Here is a 17,312-nt window from a genome sequence, read left to right on the forward strand (position 1 = left end):
ATGTTCGAATACGCCCCGCGCCCGAATCACGCTCCATTGTGGACATCAAGCCGTCGTATGGCTTGTTCGTCAACGGGGAGTGGGTCGACGGCGAAGTACGCAACAAGACCGTCAACCCGGCCAACGAAGAGGTCCTCGCCGAGGTCGCCTGGGCCACCGAGTCCGAAGTGGACAGTGCGGTACGAGCGGCCCGCACGGCGTACGAGCAGGTCTGGTCGAAGATGCCGGGCCGCGACCGAGCCAAGTACCTCTTCCGGATCGCCCGCATCATCCAGGAGCGCGCCCGCGAGCTGGCCGTGCTGGAGTCGCTCGACAACGGCAAGCCGATCCGCGAGTCGCGCGACGTCGACGTACCGCTTGTCGCCGCGCACTTCTTCTACTACGCCGGGTGGGCCGACAAGCTCGGGTATGCCGGGTTCGGTCCGGACCCCCGCCCGATCGGCGTCGCCGGCCAGGTAATCCCGTGGAACTTCCCGCTGCTCATGCTGGCTTGGAAGATCGCGCCCGCGCTGGCCGCCGGCAATACGGTGGTGCTCAAGCCGGCCGAGACCACACCGCTGACCGCGCTCGTCTTCGCCGAGATCTGCCAGGAGGCCGACCTGCCGCCCGGCGTGGTCAACATCGTGACCGGCGCCGGCGAGACCGGGCACGCGCTTGTGTCGCACCCGGGCGTGGACAAGGTGGCGTTCACCGGCTCGACCGAGGTGGGGCGGGCGATCGCGCGCGCGGTGGCCGGTACCCGCAAGAAGGTCACGCTGGAGCTCGGTGGCAAGGCGGCCAACATCGTCTTCGAGGACGCCCCGATCGACCAGGCCGTCGAGGGCATCGTCAACGGCATCTTCTTCAACCAGGGGCACGTCTGCTGCGCCGGCTCGCGGCTGCTGGTCCAGGAGTCGGTGTACGACGAGGTGCTCGCCGCCCTGAAGCGGCGGATGGCGCTGCTGCGCGTCGGTGACCCGCTGGACAAGAACACCGACATCGGCGCGATCAACTCGGCCGCTCAGCTGGAGCGCATCCGTACGCTCTCGGAGATCGGCTCGGAGGAGGGCGCCGAGCGGTGGTCACCCCGTGCGAGCTGCCGGAGCGCGGTTTCTGGTTCGCCCCGACGATCTTCACGGGCGTGACGCAGGCGCACCGGATCGCCCGCGAGGAGATCTTCGGGCCGGTGCTGTCGGTGCTCACGTTCCGTACGCCGGCCGAGGCGGTCGACAAGGCCAACAACACGCCGTACGGGCTCTCCGCCGGCGTCTGGACGGACAAGGGCTCGCGCATCCTGTGGATGGCCGACCGGCTGCGCGCCGGCGTGGTGTGGGCCAACACGTTCAACAAGTTCGACCCGACGTCGCCGTTCGGCGGTTTCAAGGAGTCCGGCTACGGTCGCGAGGGCGGCCGGCACGGGTTGGAGGCCTACCTCGATGTCTAGGCTCGCCGTCAGGAAGACGTACAAGCTCTTCATCGGGGGCAAGTTTCCGCGGAGCGAGTCAGGGCGGTCGTATCTCGTGCAGGACGCCAACGTCGCACTGGCCTCTCGCAAGGACGTGCGGGACGCGGTCGTCGCCGCCCGCGCGGCCGTGAAGGGCTGGTCGGGCGCCACCGCGTACAACCGGGGCCAGATCCTCTACCGGGCGGCCGAGATGCTGGAGGGCCGGCGCGACCAGTTCGTGGCGCTGGGTGAGCCCGAGGCCGAGGTGGACGCCGCGATCGACCGCTGGGTCTGGTACGCCGGCTGGTCCGACAAGATCGCCCAGGTCTACGGCAACGCCAACCCGGTCGCCGGCCCGTACTTCAACCTCTCCTCGCCCGAGCCGACCGGCGTGGTCGGCGTGGTCGCCCCACCGGAGTCCGCGCTGCTCGGCCTGGTCAGCGTGGTGGCACCGGCGATCGTCACGGGCAACACGGTGGTGGTCCTCGCCGCCGAGGAGCACCCGCTCGCCGCAGTCACGCTCGCCGAGGTGCTGGCCACCTCCGACCTGCCCGGCGGCGTGGTCAACATCCTCACCGGCAAGGTGGCGGAGACCGGCCCGTGGCTGGCCGCCCACATGGACGTCAACGCGCTCGACCTGGCCGGCGTCCGCGAGGCGGAGCTGGCGAAGGCGCTCGAGGAGGCCGCGGCGGAAAACCTCAAGCGCGTGGTACGCCCGCCGGCTGCGCCGGTGGACTGGTCCGCCGACCCGGGCATCGGCCGGATGACCGCGTTCCTCGAAACCAAGACCGTCTGGCACCCCAAGGGCATTTAGAAGCGATTCAAAGAGATTTGGGCTACCGCGGCGTCCGTCGTGGTCCAGACCGCTGCTCCCGCGGCCTCACCCTCCGCGGCTACAAACCCACCGGCCTGTAGCCCTTCGCCTCTAGCTCGCTGAGGACGGCCTGGCCGGCGCCCTCGTAGACACCGGCGGCACCGATCTTGAAACACTCGACGACGGCATCGCGCGGGTCGGCTGGATGCCGGTCCACGATCCAGTATTCCGGAATGCCCGCGCCCGCGTAGAGACGCGCCTTCACCAGGCGGTCTTCGACCGCCGTGTCCGGCGAGACGACTTCGGCGACAAGCGCGACGTCGGCCGGATCGTGGCACGAGGCGTCTGGGTTTGGCCGCGAATAGAACGCCAGCACATCCGGACACCGGACCGTTGTCCGGGTTATCCGCAGGCCCTGACGGCCGTAGGCATGGGGACGGAGATTCGCGATCCGCACACAGATGTTGGAGTGCCACAGGCTTCGCGGCGCGGTCAAGATTAGTCGCCCGTTGTCGATCTCGAAGCGCAGCCCGTCCCGCTCGAGCGAGCTCAACGCTTCGACATCGTCTTCCGTCAGGGGATCTCGCAGGTCGACTGGCAGGATGAGCATGTCGACACCTCCGCCGGGCATCCTGCCTTCTCGGGAGTGGGTGAGTGAACCCAAGCGGTCGTTCGCGAGGGGGCGGATCCCGCGGGTGAGTCGGTAGGATCGGTGGCGTGATGCGGCTGGGTGAGTTGGAACGCGCGGTGATGGACGTGCTGTGGGATCGCGGCACGCCGTTGACCGTGCGGGAGGTCGCCGAGGCCTTGCAAAACCGTGAGCTGGCATACACCACTGTCATGACGGTGCTGGACCGGCTGGCTGGCAAGGAGATGGTGGAGCGGGAGCGGGCCGGGCGGGCGTGGAGCTACCGGCCGGCGGCCAGCCGCGAGGCGTATATCGCTCAGCTCATGCTCGACGCCCTCGACCTCTCCAGCAGCCGCGACGCGGCGCTGGTTCGCTTCGCCCGCTCGGTGAGCGGCACCGAGGCCGAGGTGCTGCGCGCGGCGCTGGCCGAGGAAGCCGCGGACGGTAGAGACGGGAAAGACTGACGGCCATGGTGTACGCCGTGCATTTCGCCGTCGCCGTGCTGGCGTGCTACCTCATCGCCCAGGTGCTCACCCGGTCCACCTGGACGTACAACTCGCCGCGGGTGGCGATCGTCTGCTGGCAGGCGGTGGGGCTCGCGCTGGGGTTGGCGGCGATCGGCCTGCCGCTGGCGGCGGGCCTCGCGCCGTACGACGACGGTGTCGGCAACGCGCTGATGCGGCTCGCCTCGGGTGAGCTGGCGCCGGGCTTCGGCCTGGCCCACGCGGCGCTGGTCATGGCCGGCTTCGGCGTCGCCGGGGTGCTGACCGGCACGACCGTCATCTGCGGACTGCGCGCGCTGAGCGCCCAGCGCCGCCACCGCGACCTGCTCACGCTCGTCGCCCGCGACGATCCGGCGGCGCCCGGTGCGCTGGTGCTCGACCACCCGAGCGCCGCGGCGTATTGCCTGCCCGGCGTGCGGCCGACCGTCGTGGTCAGCGCCGGCACGCTCAGCCTGCTCGACCGGGCCGAGCTCGCGGCGGTGCTCAGCCACGAGCGGGCACACGCCGACGAGCGGCACGACCTGGTGCTGCTGCCGTTCACGGCGCTGTGCCGGGCGCTGCCGTGGGCCGCGTGGGTGCGGGCGGCGCGCGACACCGTGGCACTGCTCGTCGAGATGCGCGCGGACGACCGGGCGCGGCGCCAGCACATGGACGGTGCGCTTGCCGCTGCTCTCCTGCGCTTCGCCTCAGCCCCGTCCCGGGTGACGCCTGCGGGCGCGCTCGGCATCGCGGAGTCCCGGTCCACCCGCCCGCTGCCGATCACGCTCAGCATCGCCGACAGCCACCTCGACGCCCGCGTGCGCCGGCTGCTCACCACCGGGCGCCCGGCTCGGGTCCGCGGTGCGATCGCGCTCGGCGTCACCGCGACCCTGGTCGTCACGACCGTCGCGCTCTTCGTCGGCTGAGCCACCATCTGAGATCGCACACAGTGTGACTTCGCCGTACTGGTGCTGGGCGACCACGACCGACTGATCGAGCGCGGTGTGGAGCACCCGGCGCCTCGGGACAACGTGATCTTCGAGCTGGGCCTCTTCATGGGCCGGATCGGGCCGTCGCGCACGTTCTTCCTCTACGACGCCGCCCGTGCCCCCAAGCGCCCGACCGACGTCATCGGCGTCACCGGCCTCAGCTACCGGCAGCGCGACCCCGGCAGCATCCACGCCGGCGACCTCGCCACCACCGCCGGAAAGATCAAACGACGGGCCCGCGAGCTCGGGCCGGTGCGACGGCCGACCGCGCGCCCCAGCGTGTACTGGTGCGCCCCACACGCCAACGTCCAGCGCAACCGCGACGCCGCCACCATCCTCAGCCAGCGCGGCATCTCGCTAATGCTCCCGCACGATCTGGTGCAGCGCTCCCTCGGACCGGAGGCCCGCGACGACCCCGCCGCCGTGCGGCAGGTCTGCCTGGACGGCATCCGGCGCTGAAACCCGGTCCAGTAGAGTTTTCTACTACATGACGTCGTAGTATTAGGTAGACGTTCTACATGTAGGCTGACTGAAGAGCCGACCCGGGAGGGCCTATGGACCCGCTTCTCCTCGCGCGCCTTCAGTTCGCGACCACCACCTCGATCCACTTCCTTTTCGTGCTCGTCACGCTCGGCCTCGTCACGCTGCTGGTGTACCTCCAGACCGCGTGGTTCCTCACCCGAAAGCCGGTGTACGAACGACTGACCCGCTTCTGGGGCACCTTCTACCTGGTCAACTACGCGCTCGGCATCACCACCGGGATCGTGATGGAGTTCCAGTTCGGGCTGAACTGGAGCGGCCTCTCGCGGTACGTCGGCAACGTCTTCGGCGCCCCGCTGGCGATCGAGACGCTGGTGGCGTTCTTCCTGGAGTCCACGCTGCTGGGCATGTGGATCTTCGGGTGGCACCGGCTGCGGCGGGGCGTACACCTTGCGCTGCTCTACGGTGTCGCGCTCACCGCGTACGCGTCGGCTTTCTGGATCCTGGTTGCCAACTCGTGGCTTCAGCACCCCGTGGGGTACGAGCAGCGGGAGGGCATCGCGCACCTCACCGACTTCGGGGCACTGCTCAGCAACCAGGCGTTCGGCATGGCGTTCGGCCACGTGGTGTCGGCCGCGCTGACCACCGGCGGCTTCCTCGTGGCCGGGATCAGCTCGTGGCAGCTCATCCGCCGTACCCCCGACTATGAGGCGTTCCGCAAGTCGCTGCGGATCGGCGTCGTCACGGCGAGCCTCGGCGTCATGCTCGTGGTTGGCTTCGGCTTCGCCCAGTTCGGCTACCTCGGCGACATCCAGCCCACTAAGTTCGGCAACGAAGGGGACAAGGCCGCGGCCGCCGCCGACTTCGCCGCCCGCTTCGGCGGCAGCCCAGCTGACTACCTGCCGCCGGGCTGGGTGGGCGCACCACTGGGCTTCATGATCCTCATCGGGTTCACGCTGATGTGGGTCTGGCTCTTCATCCCTTTCTTCTTCCGCGACTGGATCATCCGGCTGAAGCTGCCGCTCTACCTGCTCCTGATCGCGACGCCGCTGCCGTTCATCGCGGCGATCTTCGGCTGGCTGGTGCGGGAGATCGGCCGCCAGCCCTGGGTCGTGTACGGCCTGCTGCGCACCGAAGACGCGGTCACCAAGACGAGCGGCGCGGTCATGCTCACCTCCTACATCGGCTTCACCGTCCTGCTGCTCGGGCTCGCCGTCGCCGACTGGATGCTGCTCGCCCGCGTCGCGCACCGAGGCACCGCCGACCCCGCGCTCGGCCGCCGGCCGGACGAGCCGCTCCCCGAACCCGCCGACCGGCCCGAGCCGGTCCTGGCCTGACGGAGGCACACCGTGGTGACCATCTGGTACGGCCTGCTCGGCCTCTTCTTCGCCGCCTACCTCGTGCTGGGCGGATACGACTACGGGTCCGGACTGCTGCTCGCCCGGTCCCGAAACAACGCGGATCGGCGGGCGGTGCTCACCGCCGTCGGCCCGTTCTTCCTCGGCAACGAGGTGTGGCTCGTGGCGGCGGTCGGCATCCTCTTCGGGGCGTTCCCGATGCTGGAGGGTGAGCTGCTGTCCGGCCTCTACCCGGCGGTGGCGCTGGCGCTGGCCGGTGTGCTCACCGTCACCGCCGCGGTGCAGCTGCGCAGCCGGACGGACCACGCTCGGGCCGCCTGGGACCGCGTCGTCATCGCGGGCAGCGCGCTCGCCGCGCTGGGTTGGGGCGCGGTCCTCGGCGGGCTGCTCCAGGGCGTACCGCTGCACGAGGACGGCCACGTCGAGGGTGTCAGCCACGTCGTCACGCCGTTCGCGGCCGCCTCCGCCGTGACACTGCTCACGCTCGCGGCGGTACACGGGGCGGCGTTCCTCACGCTGCGGCTGCCCGAGGCGGGGCACGCTCGGATCGGTCGCCGGCTGGTGCCGTGGGCGCTCGCCGCGGTCGCCGCGACCACCGTCGTGGGCGTTCTCTCCGCTCGGGTACGCGACGCGGTGCAGCGCCCAGCCGCGGCCGTACCCCTGTTGTGCCTGCTGGTGGCGGCGTTGGTGGTCGCCGGCGGCGCGCTCGCCCGGGGAAGGCCCGGCGTGGGTTTCGCCGCGACGTCGGTGGCGCTCGTCGTGCCGGTAGCACTGGTCGGGGTGGCCACGTGGCCCTACGCGCTGGTCTCCACCGTCGATCCGGCGGCGAGCCTCACCGTGGCCGACGCGGCCGCGAGCGGTCCCACGCTGCGGCTGCTGAGCTGGCTGGCGGTACCGCTCATTCCGGTCTTATTAAGCTTCCAGATGATGTCCTGGTGGGTCTTCCGCGGACGGATCGACGGCCGAGCTCCGGTGTACTGGTGAGTCGCCGGCCCTTCGATCCGCGCCTGCTACGCCGGGTCCCCGCGACCCGGCGGCAGTTCGCCGCGCTCGGACTCCTCGGCGTGGCCGCCGCGGTGGTCGTGATCGCGCAGGCCACAACGCTGGCGGCGCTGCTCGCCGGCGCGGTCGGAGGGCAGTTGGACCGGGCGGCGCTGGCCGGGTTCGTGGCCGCGGTGGCCGCCCGAGCGGGCGTGGTGTGGGGGCAGGGTGTCGTGGCGGCCCGGGCGGCGGCCACGGTCAAGGCGGCACTCCGCGGCGAGCTGCTCGGCGCGGTCGGGCGGCGCGGGCCGGAGTGGGTGGCCGGACAGCGGGCCGGCGAGATCGCCACGCTCGCCGGGCGCGGGCTGGACGCGCTGGACGCGTATTTCACGGGCTACCTGCCGCAGCTCGTGCTCGGCGTGACCGTGCCGGTCGCGGTGCTGGGACGGATGGTCTTCGCGGACTGGAGTTCGGCGCTGATCGTGGCGGTGACGCTCCCGCTCATTCCGATCTTCGGGGCGCTGCTGGGGTGGCAGACGGAGGCGGCGACAAAGCGCCAGTGGCGCCGGCTGGCGATGCTCGGCGGCCACTTCCTCGACATGGTGGCCGGGCTGCCCACGCTGCGCGCGTTCGGGCGGGAGCGGGCGCAGGTCGACGTGGTCCATCGGATGGCCGACGAGCACCGTACGGCGACGATGCGGACGCTCCGGATCGCGTTCCTCTCCGGGATGGTGCTGGAGCTGGTCGCCACGCTCTCGGTCGCGCTTGTCGCGGTGCCGATCGGCCTGCGACTGCTGGACGGTGGCATCGGTCTGGAGACGGCCCTGCTGGTGCTGCTGCTCGCCCCGGAGGCGTACCTGCCGCTGCGCGCGGCCGGTGCCCGCTTCCACGCGAGCATGGAGGGGGTGACCGCGCTGGACGCCGCGCTGTCACTCTCCACTGTGGAGACTTCCGCGCGGGCGGATGATGTGCCGGGCGTGGTACGGGAGATCCGGCTGGAGTCGGTCACGGTCGAGTACGACCGCACTGTCGCCCTCCGCGACGTCTCGCTGACCATCCGGGCCGGCGAGCGGGTGGCGATCATCGGCCCGAGCGGGGCGGGCAAGAGCACGCTGCTCGGGCTGCTGCTCGGCTTCGTACGGCCGACGAGCGGGCGGGTGCTTGTCGACGGCGTCGACCTGGCCACGCTGGACCTGGACGCGTGGCGGGGGCGGCTCGCCTGGGTGCCGCAGCGGGCGCACCTCTTCGCCGCCTCGCTCGCCGACAACATCCGGCTCGGCGCGCCCGGCGCCACGGACGAGGCGGTACGGATAGCGGTCAGGTCGGCCGCGCTGGACGAGGTCGTCGAGGCCCTGCCGGACGGGCTTGACACCGTGCTCGGCGAGCGCGGCCATGGGCTCTCCAGCGGGCAGCGGCAGCGGGTGGCGCTGGCCCGGGCGTTCGTCCGCGACGCGCCCATCCTGCTGCTCGACGAGCCCACCGCGCGCCTCGACGGCGGCTCGGAGGCGGCGGTGCTCGACGCGACCCGGCGGCTGGTTGCCGGCCGTACCGCGCTGATGGTGGCCCACCGCCCGGCGCTGCTGGCCGAGGCCGACCGGGTGATCCGGGTGACGGACGGGCACGTGGTCTCCCTCGCGGAGGCGGCGGCATGACTCCCGTCCTGCGGCTCGCCCGCCCCTACCTCGGCCGGCTGATCGGCGCGGGTCTGCTCGCCGCCGGTACCGAGATCGCCGGCGTAGCGCTGATGGCCACCGCGACCTGGCTGCTGATGACGGCTGCGGGCCAGCCGCCGATCAGCGCACTGACGGTCGCGATCGTGTCGGTGCGGGCGCTGGCGATCGGGCGGGGTGTGCTCCGGTACACCGAGCGGCTCACCGGGCACGACGCGGTGCTGCGGATCGTCACGGACGTGCGGGCGCGGGTCTTCGGCACGCTCGCCACCCGGCGGGAGGCGGCTCGATCGGGCGACGCGCTCAGCCGCATGGTGTCCGATGTGGACGCCGTACAGGATCTGCTGCTGCGGGTACTTGTGCCTGGCGCGGCGGCGGCCATGGTGGCGGTAGTCGCCGTGGGTGGCGCGTCCCTCATCTCCCCGGCCGCGGCGACGGTGTTCGCGGTGGGGCTGCTGGTCGCCGGCATCGGCCTGCCCGCGGCGGCCACCGCGCTGACCCGGCGCACCGCCGAGCGGGTCGCCCCGCTGCGCGGCGCGCTCGCCAACGACGCGATCGACCTGACGCATGGTGCGGCCGACCTCGCCGCGTACGGCGCGACCGGCACCGCCCTCGCCGGGGCCCAGCGCCGGGCGGACGAGCTGGCCCGGCTGGAGCGGCGCCTCGCCACGTCGGGATGGGCGGTGGACGCTGCCGGGGTGCTGGTCTCCGGCGCGACGGCGGGCGCGGTGGCCGCGATCGCGCTGCGGGCCGGCGTCGACGGGGTGCTCGTCGGGGTACTGGCGGTCGGCACCCTCGCCGCGGTCGAGGCGTGCCTGGCGCTGGTCGTCGCGGCTCGGCAGTGGACGGAGCTGCGGGCCCCGCTCGCTCGGGTCGCCACGCTGCTGACGCCGGAGGCCTCCTCTCCGCCGCCAAGCTCCCTTGACCTCGCGGATATCACCGTGCGGTACCGCCCTGAAGGTCCGCCCGCGCTCGACAGCGTGTGCGTGGACCTGCCGCCCGGCCGACGGCTCGGCGTCGTCGGCCCGAGCGGCGCGGGCAAGAGCACGCTGCTGGCCGCGCTCGCCGAGTGGGGTGGGTCGCCTCGGAAGGTGGGCGGGCTGCTCGCCGAGGCGTACGTCTTCCACGCGACGGTGCGCGAAAACCTCCACCTCGGCCGCCCGGACGCCACCGACGACGACCTGGCCGCGGCCTGCGCGGCGGCTGGGCTCCTGGATTGGGTACGGGAGCAGCCGGACGGCTGGGACACAGTGGTCGGCGAGGACGGCGCGCAGCTGTCCGGCGGGCAGCGGCAGCGGCTGGCGCTGGCCCGCGCGGTACTGCTCGACCCCGACGTACTCCTGCTCGACGAGCCCACCGAGGGCCTCGACCCGGCGGCGGCCGACCAGGTGCTGGCCGGAGTGCTTGGGGCGGCCCGGGGCGGGGTGGTGCTCGTCACGCACCGGCTGCGCGGGCTGGAGGGCCTGGACGAGGTGATCGTGCTGGACGCCGGCCGGGTGGTGACGCGGGGCACGCACGCCGAGCTTGTGGAGGCACCGGGCTGGTACCGCGACCAGTGGCTGGCCCAGGAGACGGCCGAGCGCGGGTACGTCGCCGCGAGCCCTTAAGGGCGCCTCCCGGATGTAGCACGGGTGGCTCCCATGGCACGCTCGGGCCATGCACGCGCCGATCGACGAGTATGTCCGGACGCTCGACCGCGCCCTGACCGGCCCGGGTCGGCTCAAGGTCGACATGCTGCGCGAGGCGCGGGATGGGCTGGCGGACGCGGCGGAGGCGTACCAGGAGGACGGGCTGCCCCGCGCGGAGGCCGAGCGGCTCGCGGTGGCGGAGTTCGGCGAGGTCCGTGCGCTGGCCCCGGCCTACCAGGCGGAGTTGGGCCTCGGCGCGGCGCGCAGGCTGGCGATCAAGATGATGCTGGTGTACGTGCTGATCGCCGCGCTGGCCGACTTCATGTGGCGGGGCTCGCCGTGGTCGACCTCGACGACCGAGCCGTACCCGCCCGTCGGATACCTCTTCATCTCGCAGGCGCAGGACTACTTCGGCTACGTATGGATCGGCCTGGCGCTGGCGGTGTACGCGTGGCTGGCCTGGGCTGCCCGGCGCGGCCACCCGGGCGGGCGGGTCACGGTGCGCGTGATCGCGCTCGTCACGCTCTCGATCGTGGGCCTGACCTGGCTGGCCGGCACCGTCATCTACGTCTGGTCGCTCTGGCTGTGGGACGCGGCGCTCACCTGGCCGCCGATGGTGGCGGGCGGGCTGCTTGTCGTGGTGGCGTACACGTGGCTGACGCGCTCGGCGGTCGCCTGCCTTGGGGCGGCACCGAAGCGCCGCCCGGTCACGTCGTAGCCGGCGGCGGGCCCTCGGTCCCCAAAAATCGGCTCACTGTGGAGCTCAGCTCCTGCCAGCTGGCCCGCTCCCCGGCGAGTGCGCGGTGGCCCGAGCCGGTGAGCCGGTACGTACGGCGCTCGCGCCCATTGACCGTGCTCCACTCGCTCTCCACGTGCCCGGCGCGCTCAAGGCGGCGCAGCGCGGGATAGATGGTGCCGGTCGGCAGGTTGAGCGTGCCGCCGCTGCGCGACTTGAGCGCTTCGATGATCGCGTAGCCGTGCAGCGCACCGCCCTCCAGCACGGAAAGCAGCAGGGCATCCAGGTGTCCGTGCAGGGCCTGCGACTTCATAGGTAGTAAGGCTACCGATGTCCGCATGCTTCTCCAACGGGGTGCGGGCGTTCATCGCGCAGGATGGGCTACTACTGTGTCCGCAGAGTCGCCGACCCGACAGCCCTCGGGTCGGTGCCGGATCTGAGCCCACACGGAGGTCAGCGTGGCCCGCCAGTCGCCCAACCGGCCGGACGCCGACAAGCCCGAGCCCGACCTCGAGATCGACGAGGATCTCGACGAGGTCGACGCCGACGAGGAAGAAGTAGAGGACGACGAGGAGACCTCGCCGTCCGCCTCGACGCGCGGCGCGTCGTCCCTGTGGTCCGACACAAAGATCGACCCGGTCGAGATCGCGCTGCCGTCCGGCGTGGGCTACACCCTGCGGGCGTACCGGCTCTCCACCGCGCTCACGCCGACCGACATCGCCGACCGCGACGAGGAAGACCCCTTCGCGGCAAAGGCCCGGCACGGCATCCCGGAGGAGGACGACGAGACCGTCGTGATCCTCGATGACGACTTCCCGAGCGAGGAAGACGACGAGGACGACGAGACCGAGGAGATCAAGCGCCGCGGCAAGCACGCCCGCGACGAGGACTCGGACGAGCCGTCGGCCGAAGACTTCGAGGACGAGGAAGAGGAGGAGGCGGCCGAGGAGGTGCCGGTCTTCCTCAGCCACCGCGGCCGGCTGCTGCTCTTCAAGAGCCCCGAGTCGCTTGTGTCGTTCGTGCGCTCCGGTGCGCCCAACGACCTCGCTCAGGTGGACGGCTGGGCCGAGGTGGTCGAGCGGATGCAGCCGACCGACGTGGCCCCTCGGACGACGACTCGTACGAGCTGGATCTGGTCGTGGAAAACCTGCGCGGTGGACACGACACATGGGACTTCAACCTGCTGATCGAGGCCGGTGAGGCAGCCCGCGACCTGGCGTATGCGCTGCGCCTCACTCCGGTACTCACCGCCCTGTCCCCGGGTCACCTCTCGATGACCTTGACGAGGCACTTCGTTCCGCGGCAGGTGGCGGTCTTGGTGCATTTAGGGGTCGCCGCCGATTGAAGAAAATCGGGGCACAACAGGCAAGTCTGGGCTGGCGCACGATAATCGGCAAGATCTCTGCGGCTGTGGACTGGCGCGACTGACCCCTCACCAGGGACCATCAGTCGTTGGCACACGCTCAAGTCCGGGGAGGAGGACGACGCCGTGGCGCTCGTGCGCGTGTACTGCGGTCTGGCGTCGGCGGATCCGACAGCGCAAGCGGCCTCGGCCGAGTCGCGTTTGACGGTCGCCGTGGTCGACGACGCGGGGCGGCTGCTCGACGTCTGCGAGGTCAGCGACGATCCGGCGGGCTATGCCCAGCTGGGCGCGCTGCTCGTGGAGCGCTCCAGCGGGCCGACCGGGGTCGCGATCGCCGCGGACAGCGATGATCACCTGGTCACGTCGCTCCTCACCGCAGCCGGGCGCCCGCTCGCCATCGCCGACGACGACGCGGCCGACGATTACGCAGAGCGCTTTGCCGATGACGAATCGTTGGAGGAGATGGAGTCTCCGGCCGCCGAGCGGCGTGCGGTCGGGCTGGCCCGCGCCCTCCAGGCCGGTGCCCTCTCCGCGGTCGCCCTCCCCGTGCCGCGCGACCTGTTGACGTACAAGCCGGTGCTCGCCGCGCACGCCGCGCTCTGCAACGGCCGGCTCTCCGCCGCTGTCGCGCTGCGCGAGGTGCTCCGCGAGCTCTACCCGGCGGCTTTGCGGGCATACCCGGACCCGGCTGAGCCGCTGTCGCTCGCGGTGCTCGACGCGTTGCCCGAGCCCAGCCTGCTCAATGGCACCGCCAGCGGTCGGGGGCGGGAGTCCACCTCCGCCACCGACGCGGTCATCAAGCAGCTCGCGGACGAGGGCATCGCCGACGCCGATACGGTCGCCGACAAGATCACCGCGCTCCGTGTGGCGATCGCCGAGTCCCCCCGACGCGGCAGCACGAGCAAGGCGCTGGTCCCGGCCATCTCCGAGACCGTGCGGCAGGCGGTCGCCGCGGTGCGCGCCTGCGACCTGGGCTGCGACGCTCTCATCTCGACGCTCAGCGCCCGCCTGACTGCTCCGCCCACGACCGCCGGCCGGCGCAGCACGCTGCGCCAGGCCGCAGAAGTCAGCACGGCACAGTCCGCACCCACCACCCCCGGTCTGCACGCGGTCCGCCCGCCGGCCGAGGAGCCCGCGCCGACCCGGGTCGGACGCCGGGCCCGCCCCGAGCCCGCGGCCGCCAGCGCCGCTCCGGCAGTGCCGCACGCGATGACGACGCCGCCGGTCGCACCCGCACCCGTGACCCGTCCGCCGGTGGCACCTCCGCCGGTCAACCGCCCGGCCGCCGCACGGGGCACGGACACCGGCCGCCGCCACGCCGAGCCGGCCGCGCGCCCGGCGACCGCGCCGTCGTCGGCCCCGCCGATGGCGCCAGCCGCCTCGGCCTCGCCGGTCGTGCGGCCGCCCGTCGCGCCGCCCCGGCGAGCCGCCCAGCGGCTGTCCCGCCGGTGGCTCCGGCCGCGATCAGCGCACCGACGCCGCTGCCGATCCGCTCGTCGGCTCCGCCCGCCCGGCCCGGGACCTCGACGGTGTATGGCGGTGGCGGTCCCGACACGACGCAGATCGCCCTGCCGCTGTCCCGGCCCGAGCTGCCGCGCACACCTGAGCCGCCCCGGATGGAGCCACCGCGCGTCCCCGACCCGATGAGCAACCGGCCGGTCTCCGCGCCACCGCCCCCGCCGCCCGGCATCACGCCTATCGCGCCCGCCGCCGTGGTGCCGGCCCAGCGTGGTCTCGCGCCGGCCGACAGCGGCGAGCCGTTCCGCGCCACGCTCACGACAGCCGCGATGAATAGCGCACGCGCCGAGCGGCAGCGCCCCACGCCGATACCGCCGCGCCCCAACACCCGGCCGGACGTTCCGCCGGCGGCCCAGGGTGGTGCAGCTACTCCGAGTGGTTTTGGTGCTACGGATCTGAACGTGCCCTTGCCACGACACGTGCCCGAGCCCGGCTCCCGCGCCGCTTGGCCCTTGGTCAACCCGGCCGAAAACGACCGCACCCGCGCCGACGCCGCGCCGCTACCGTCTCGTTTGGACGCTCAGCCGACGGCGCGACCGCGCCTCGAGCCAGAGCCGGCACCCCGGCCGCGCCTTGAGCCGGAGCCCCGACCGCGCCTTGAGGCCGAGCCGGCGGCGCGCGGCGTGACGTACCAGCGGGCAAACGGCGATCGGCCCTACTCCGGCTTCGGCGAGTTGGACCGGCCCGCTCAGCCGGCCGCCAGCGACGGTCGCGTGACGCCACCGTGGCAGGCGGACGACCTGCCGCAGGAGCCGCCGATGCTGCGCCTGGTCGAGCCGCCGCCGCTGTCCGACCGCGCGCTCGACGACCGCCCCCTGAGCGGTACGACCGCGCTGGATGCCCCGTCCCTGCGCCTCGTCGACGCTGAGGCGAGCGACCGTGGCGCGCGTACGGCCCGGTCCCGCCGCGCGGTGGAGCGCAGTGCCGTGCCAGTGGCCGAAGAGGGCGACGGCGACCTGCTGATCTTCGCTCAGACCCGCTCGGCCTGGTTCGTCGGACACCCGGAAGACGAAAACAAGCCCGACTGGGCCTCGTCCGCCGACACCGGCTGGCAGGCCGCCTCGCAGGCCGCCACGCCGCAGGTGGGCGCCGAGACGACCTCAGGCCTGCCGCGCCGTGTCCCCCAGGCCAACCTGGTGCCCGGCTCCGCCCTGCCGCCCCGCGAGGAGCGCCCGCTGCGGATCGTCCGGGACGCGCAGAGCATCGCCGCCCACACGACCGGCTACTTCCGCGGCTGGCGCCGCGGGCAGGAGATCGGCGGTTACGCGGTCGGCGGCCGGCCGGGCCGTGAGGCTGCGGGCGGCTGGGACTTCAGCCGTGAATCGGGCCGCGAAGACGAGTACCGCTCGGCGGGCTACCGCTCCTGACCCAGGACCGTGAAAGGGGGCGCCGGGCCTGCGGGCCTAGCGCCCCTTTCGCCGCTGTGGGCCTCCAACACCGCCGTCGCGGGGGTTGGCTGACTCACGCGGGTTAGACGTCCTGTGTGGAAATGAGGGCCGCTACCTGGCCTCTCCGCGAAGAGGGCTGCCCCAACCGCGCGAGGTCCAGAGAGACTCTCTGCCGTCGAGGCTCATCGAATCTGTCCACAATGGCCCAAGCCGCTGCCTTCGCCGCCCACACTCGCCACGGCCCACGACAGTTGATCAGGGACTTCGTGGGCGAGTCGTCCCGCGTGTCCCTCCACCAACTCCCTGATCAACTCCGCCGATCAAGGCCCCGCCACCTACCACCGTCGCCCCTCGTCGGCGCGATGGGATCGGAGCACGCAGCGATCAAAGATGTGCAAGCTCTGTGCGTCGCGCGCGCCAGGTGGCCGCGGCCTCACAGACTCCTGGTCGAGGCCGGCGGCACCGAGGATGCGCGGAGAGCGAAGGCGATGGAGGCCGCCTTCGCGGGCCCGCCGGCCGTGCCGGCCGGGGTTTGGCTCGTGGGCAGCGGAGGGTGAGGCCGCGGGAGCAGCGGTCCGGACCACAGCGGACGTCGCGGTAGCTCAAATCTTCATCAGGCAATGAGCCCGAAGCCGCCATTGTGGACGGACCTAAAGGCCCCGACCCCGAAAAGATCTCTATACGTGCGCCGATGAAGGCAAACCTTCCTGCGGGCAGCGGCGCCCGACCGCGCGACCTTTGTCTCGAAGTGCCACTGTGGACAAGCGGCAGCACGCAGCCGCCGACGGGCATCTGCCCGCCGGCGGCGAGGTGTTCGCGAGCCCGTCAGGCGGGTGCGACGGCCCGAGAGCGGCGCATGCTCAGCACGTACTCCACAAGGGAGATGAGGACGTGCTTTGTGGACTCGCGGTTGCGGGCATCGCAGCTGACCACGGGGATCTCGCTGGAGATGGCGAGCGCGTCGCGCACATCCTGCGGGTCGTGGTACTGCATGCCGTCGAAGCAGTTGATGGCCACCAGGTACGGCAGCCGGCGGTGCTCGAAGAAGTCGATCGCCGCGAAGCAGTCGGCGAGTCGACGGGTGTCCACGAGCACGACCGCACCGATGGCTCCCCGCACCAGCTCGTCCCACATGAACCAGAACCGGGTCTGGCCGGGCGTGCCGAACAGGTACAGGATCAGGTCACGGTCGATCGAGATGCGGCCGAAGTCCATGGCCACGGTGGTGGTCGTCTTACCCGGCACCTGCCGGGTGTCGTCGACGCCGACACCGGCCGACGTCATGATCGCCTCGGTGGTCAGCGGTGTGATCTCCGAAACCGAGCCGACCAGCGTCGTCTTACCTACGCCGAACCCACCGGCGATGACGATCTTCGCCGACGTCACGCGCCCCGTCAGCGGCGGGCGTTGCGACATGTCAGAGCCTGCGAAGTCCACTCAGCACCCTCTCCAGCAGTTCAGTGCCCACCGCGTCATTAGTGTCATCGAGAGACGTCGGCTCGTACACCGCGAGCAGGCCGTCGGCGGCCATGTCGGCGATGAGGACCCGGGCCACCCCGAGCGGAAGCTGCATCCGCGCGGCGATTTCCGCAAGCGATTGCAGCCGGCCGTCACAGAGCGCGGCGATGTATTGATGCTCCCGGCCTTGACCGCCCTTCGTCGCGCCCGCGGACCGCCCTCGTACGGTGGTCTCGACAAGCGCTTCTAGCGCGATCTCAAGCTTGGGACGGGTCCGGCCGCGGGTAACGGCATACGGTCGGACCAGCGCGCCGGTCGGCTCATCGCGTTCCGCCATCATCGCCGTTCACCCCCTCCTGTCGACCCGAAACAAATCTCAACAAGAATCCGTGCACA

10 protein-coding genes and 6 pseudogenes are annotated in these 17,312 nt (G+C 72.0%); 12 read left to right on the top strand and 4 right to left on the bottom strand.

Annotated elements, in window-relative coordinates; genetic code table 11:
* Both Pflav_RS30230 and Pflav_RS30235 read left to right on the top strand, forming a co-directional pair.
* A pseudogene (locus Pflav_RS30230) lies at positions 1 to 1,423 on the top strand (aldehyde dehydrogenase family protein).
* A complete protein-coding gene (locus Pflav_RS30235) occupies positions 1,416 to 2,237 on the top strand; it encodes an aldehyde dehydrogenase family protein (RefSeq protein WP_173040087.1) in 822 nt (273 codons plus the stop codon). Before Pflav_RS30230 ends, Pflav_RS30235 begins: the two are co-directional and overlap by 8 nt.
* Positions 2,238 to 2,316: 79 nt before the next feature.
* Here the strand turns inward: Pflav_RS30235 and Pflav_RS30240 are convergent, their stop codons facing one another.
* Complete coding sequence (locus tag Pflav_RS30240; RefSeq protein ID WP_173040088.1) at positions 2,317 to 2,847, bottom strand: Uma2 family endonuclease; 531 nt, start codon at positions 2,845 to 2,847, stop codon at positions 2,317 to 2,319.
* 107 nt (positions 2,848 to 2,954) lie between these two features.
* Here Pflav_RS30240 and Pflav_RS30245 point away from each other — a divergent pair.
* From Pflav_RS30245 to Pflav_RS30280, 8 genes and pseudogenes are all read left to right on the top strand, one after another.
* Positions 2,955 to 3,293 (top strand): annotated as a pseudogene (locus tag Pflav_RS30245) (BlaI/MecI/CopY family transcriptional regulator); the annotation flags it as partial.
* 41 nt (positions 3,294 to 3,334) lie between these two features.
* Positions 3,335 to 4,273 (top strand): M56 family metallopeptidase, encoded by a 939-nt coding sequence (locus tag Pflav_RS30250; RefSeq protein ID WP_173040090.1) that lies wholly within the window; start codon positions 3,335 to 3,337, stop codon positions 4,271 to 4,273.
* A 30-nt stretch (positions 4,274 to 4,303) separates the two neighbouring features.
* A pseudogene (locus Pflav_RS30255) lies at positions 4,304 to 4,795 on the top strand (TIR domain-containing protein); the annotation flags it as partial.
* Positions 4,796 to 4,890: 95 nt separating this feature from the next.
* Complete coding sequence (locus tag Pflav_RS30260; RefSeq protein WP_173040092.1) at positions 4,891 to 6,153, top strand: cytochrome ubiquinol oxidase subunit I; 1,263 nt, start codon at positions 4,891 to 4,893, stop codon at positions 6,151 to 6,153.
* A 12-nt stretch (positions 6,154 to 6,165) separates the two neighbouring features.
* Positions 6,166 to 7,158 carry a cytochrome d ubiquinol oxidase subunit II gene (locus tag Pflav_RS30265; protein WP_173040093.1) on the top strand — a complete coding sequence of 331 codons (993 nt, stop codon included), beginning with the start codon at positions 6,166 to 6,168 and terminating at the stop codon, positions 7,156 to 7,158.
* A complete protein-coding gene (gene cydD / locus Pflav_RS30270; protein ID WP_173040095.1) occupies positions 7,155 to 8,807 on the top strand; it encodes a thiol reductant ABC exporter subunit CydD in 1,653 nt (550 codons plus the stop codon). Before Pflav_RS30265 ends, cydD begins: the two co-directional genes overlap by 4 nt.
* Positions 8,744 to 10,432, top strand: a pseudogene (gene cydC, locus Pflav_RS30275) (thiol reductant ABC exporter subunit CydC); the annotation flags it as partial. The gene cydD and the pseudogene cydC, both read left to right, overlap by 64 nt.
* Positions 10,433 to 10,481: 49 nt before the next feature.
* Complete coding sequence (locus Pflav_RS30280; RefSeq protein WP_173040099.1) at positions 10,482 to 11,171, top strand: permease prefix domain 1-containing protein; 690 nt, start codon at positions 10,482 to 10,484, stop codon at positions 11,169 to 11,171.
* Here Pflav_RS30280 and Pflav_RS30285 read toward each other — a convergent pair.
* Positions 11,161 to 11,502 carry a PadR family transcriptional regulator gene (locus tag Pflav_RS30285; RefSeq protein WP_173040101.1) on the bottom strand — a complete coding sequence of 114 codons (342 nt, stop codon included), beginning with the start codon at positions 11,500 to 11,502 and terminating at the stop codon, positions 11,161 to 11,163. The two genes, Pflav_RS30280 and Pflav_RS30285, sit on opposite strands and share 11 nt — an antisense overlap.
* A 145-nt stretch (positions 11,503 to 11,647) precedes the next feature.
* Between Pflav_RS30285 and Pflav_RS30290 the strand changes: the two are divergent.
* Positions 11,648 to 12,617: pseudogene (locus Pflav_RS30290) on the top strand (DNA primase).
* 61 nt (positions 12,618 to 12,678) lie between these two features.
* Positions 12,679 to 15,437: pseudogene (locus Pflav_RS49365) on the top strand (transposase).
* An 846-nt stretch (positions 15,438 to 16,283) separates the two neighbouring features.
* Here Pflav_RS49365 and Pflav_RS30305 read toward each other — a convergent pair.
* Together Pflav_RS30305 and Pflav_RS30310 are read right to left on the bottom strand one after the other, a co-directional pair.
* On the bottom strand, positions 16,284 to 16,874 hold the full coding sequence (locus Pflav_RS30305) for a GTP-binding protein (RefSeq protein ID WP_173040105.1): 591 nt from the start codon (positions 16,872 to 16,874) through the stop codon (positions 16,284 to 16,286).
* 1 nt (position 16,875) lies between these two features.
* The gene (locus Pflav_RS30310) at positions 16,876 to 17,253 is read right to left on the bottom strand and encodes a DUF742 domain-containing protein (RefSeq protein ID WP_173042716.1); all 378 of its coding nucleotides are present in this window, start codon (positions 17,251 to 17,253) and stop codon (positions 16,876 to 16,878) included.
* Between the last annotated feature and the right edge of the window lie 59 nt (positions 17,254 to 17,312).

Source organism: Phytohabitans flavus, from assembly GCF_011764545.1.
Lineage (GTDB): Bacteria > Actinomycetota > Actinomycetes > Mycobacteriales > Micromonosporaceae > Phytohabitans > Phytohabitans flavus.

Bases quoted from the DNA above. Each gene is read 5' to 3' on its own strand.
- Pflav_RS30235 (WP_173040087.1), top strand. From the start codon at position 1,416: ATGTCTAGGCTCGCCGTCAGGAAGACGTACAAGCTCTTCATCGGGGGC.
- Pflav_RS30240 (WP_173040088.1), bottom strand. From the start codon at position 2,847: ATGCTCATCCTGCCAGTCGACCTGCGAGATCCCCTGACGGAAGACGAT.
- Pflav_RS30250 (WP_173040090.1), top strand. From the start codon at position 3,335: ATGGTGTACGCCGTGCATTTCGCCGTCGCCGTGCTGGCGTGCTACCTC.
- Pflav_RS30260 (WP_173040092.1), top strand. From the start codon at position 4,891: ATGGACCCGCTTCTCCTCGCGCGCCTTCAGTTCGCGACCACCACCTCG.
- Pflav_RS30280 (WP_173040099.1), top strand. From the start codon at position 10,482: ATGCACGCGCCGATCGACGAGTATGTCCGGACGCTCGACCGCGCCCTG.
- Pflav_RS30285 (WP_173040101.1), bottom strand. From the start codon at position 11,502: ATGAAGTCGCAGGCCCTGCACGGACACCTGGATGCCCTGCTGCTTTCC.
- Pflav_RS30305 (WP_173040105.1), bottom strand. From the start codon at position 16,874: ATGTCGCAACGCCCGCCGCTGACGGGGCGCGTGACGTCGGCGAAGATC.
- Pflav_RS30310 (WP_173042716.1), bottom strand. From the start codon at position 17,253: ATGGCGGAACGCGATGAGCCGACCGGCGCGCTGGTCCGACCGTATGCC.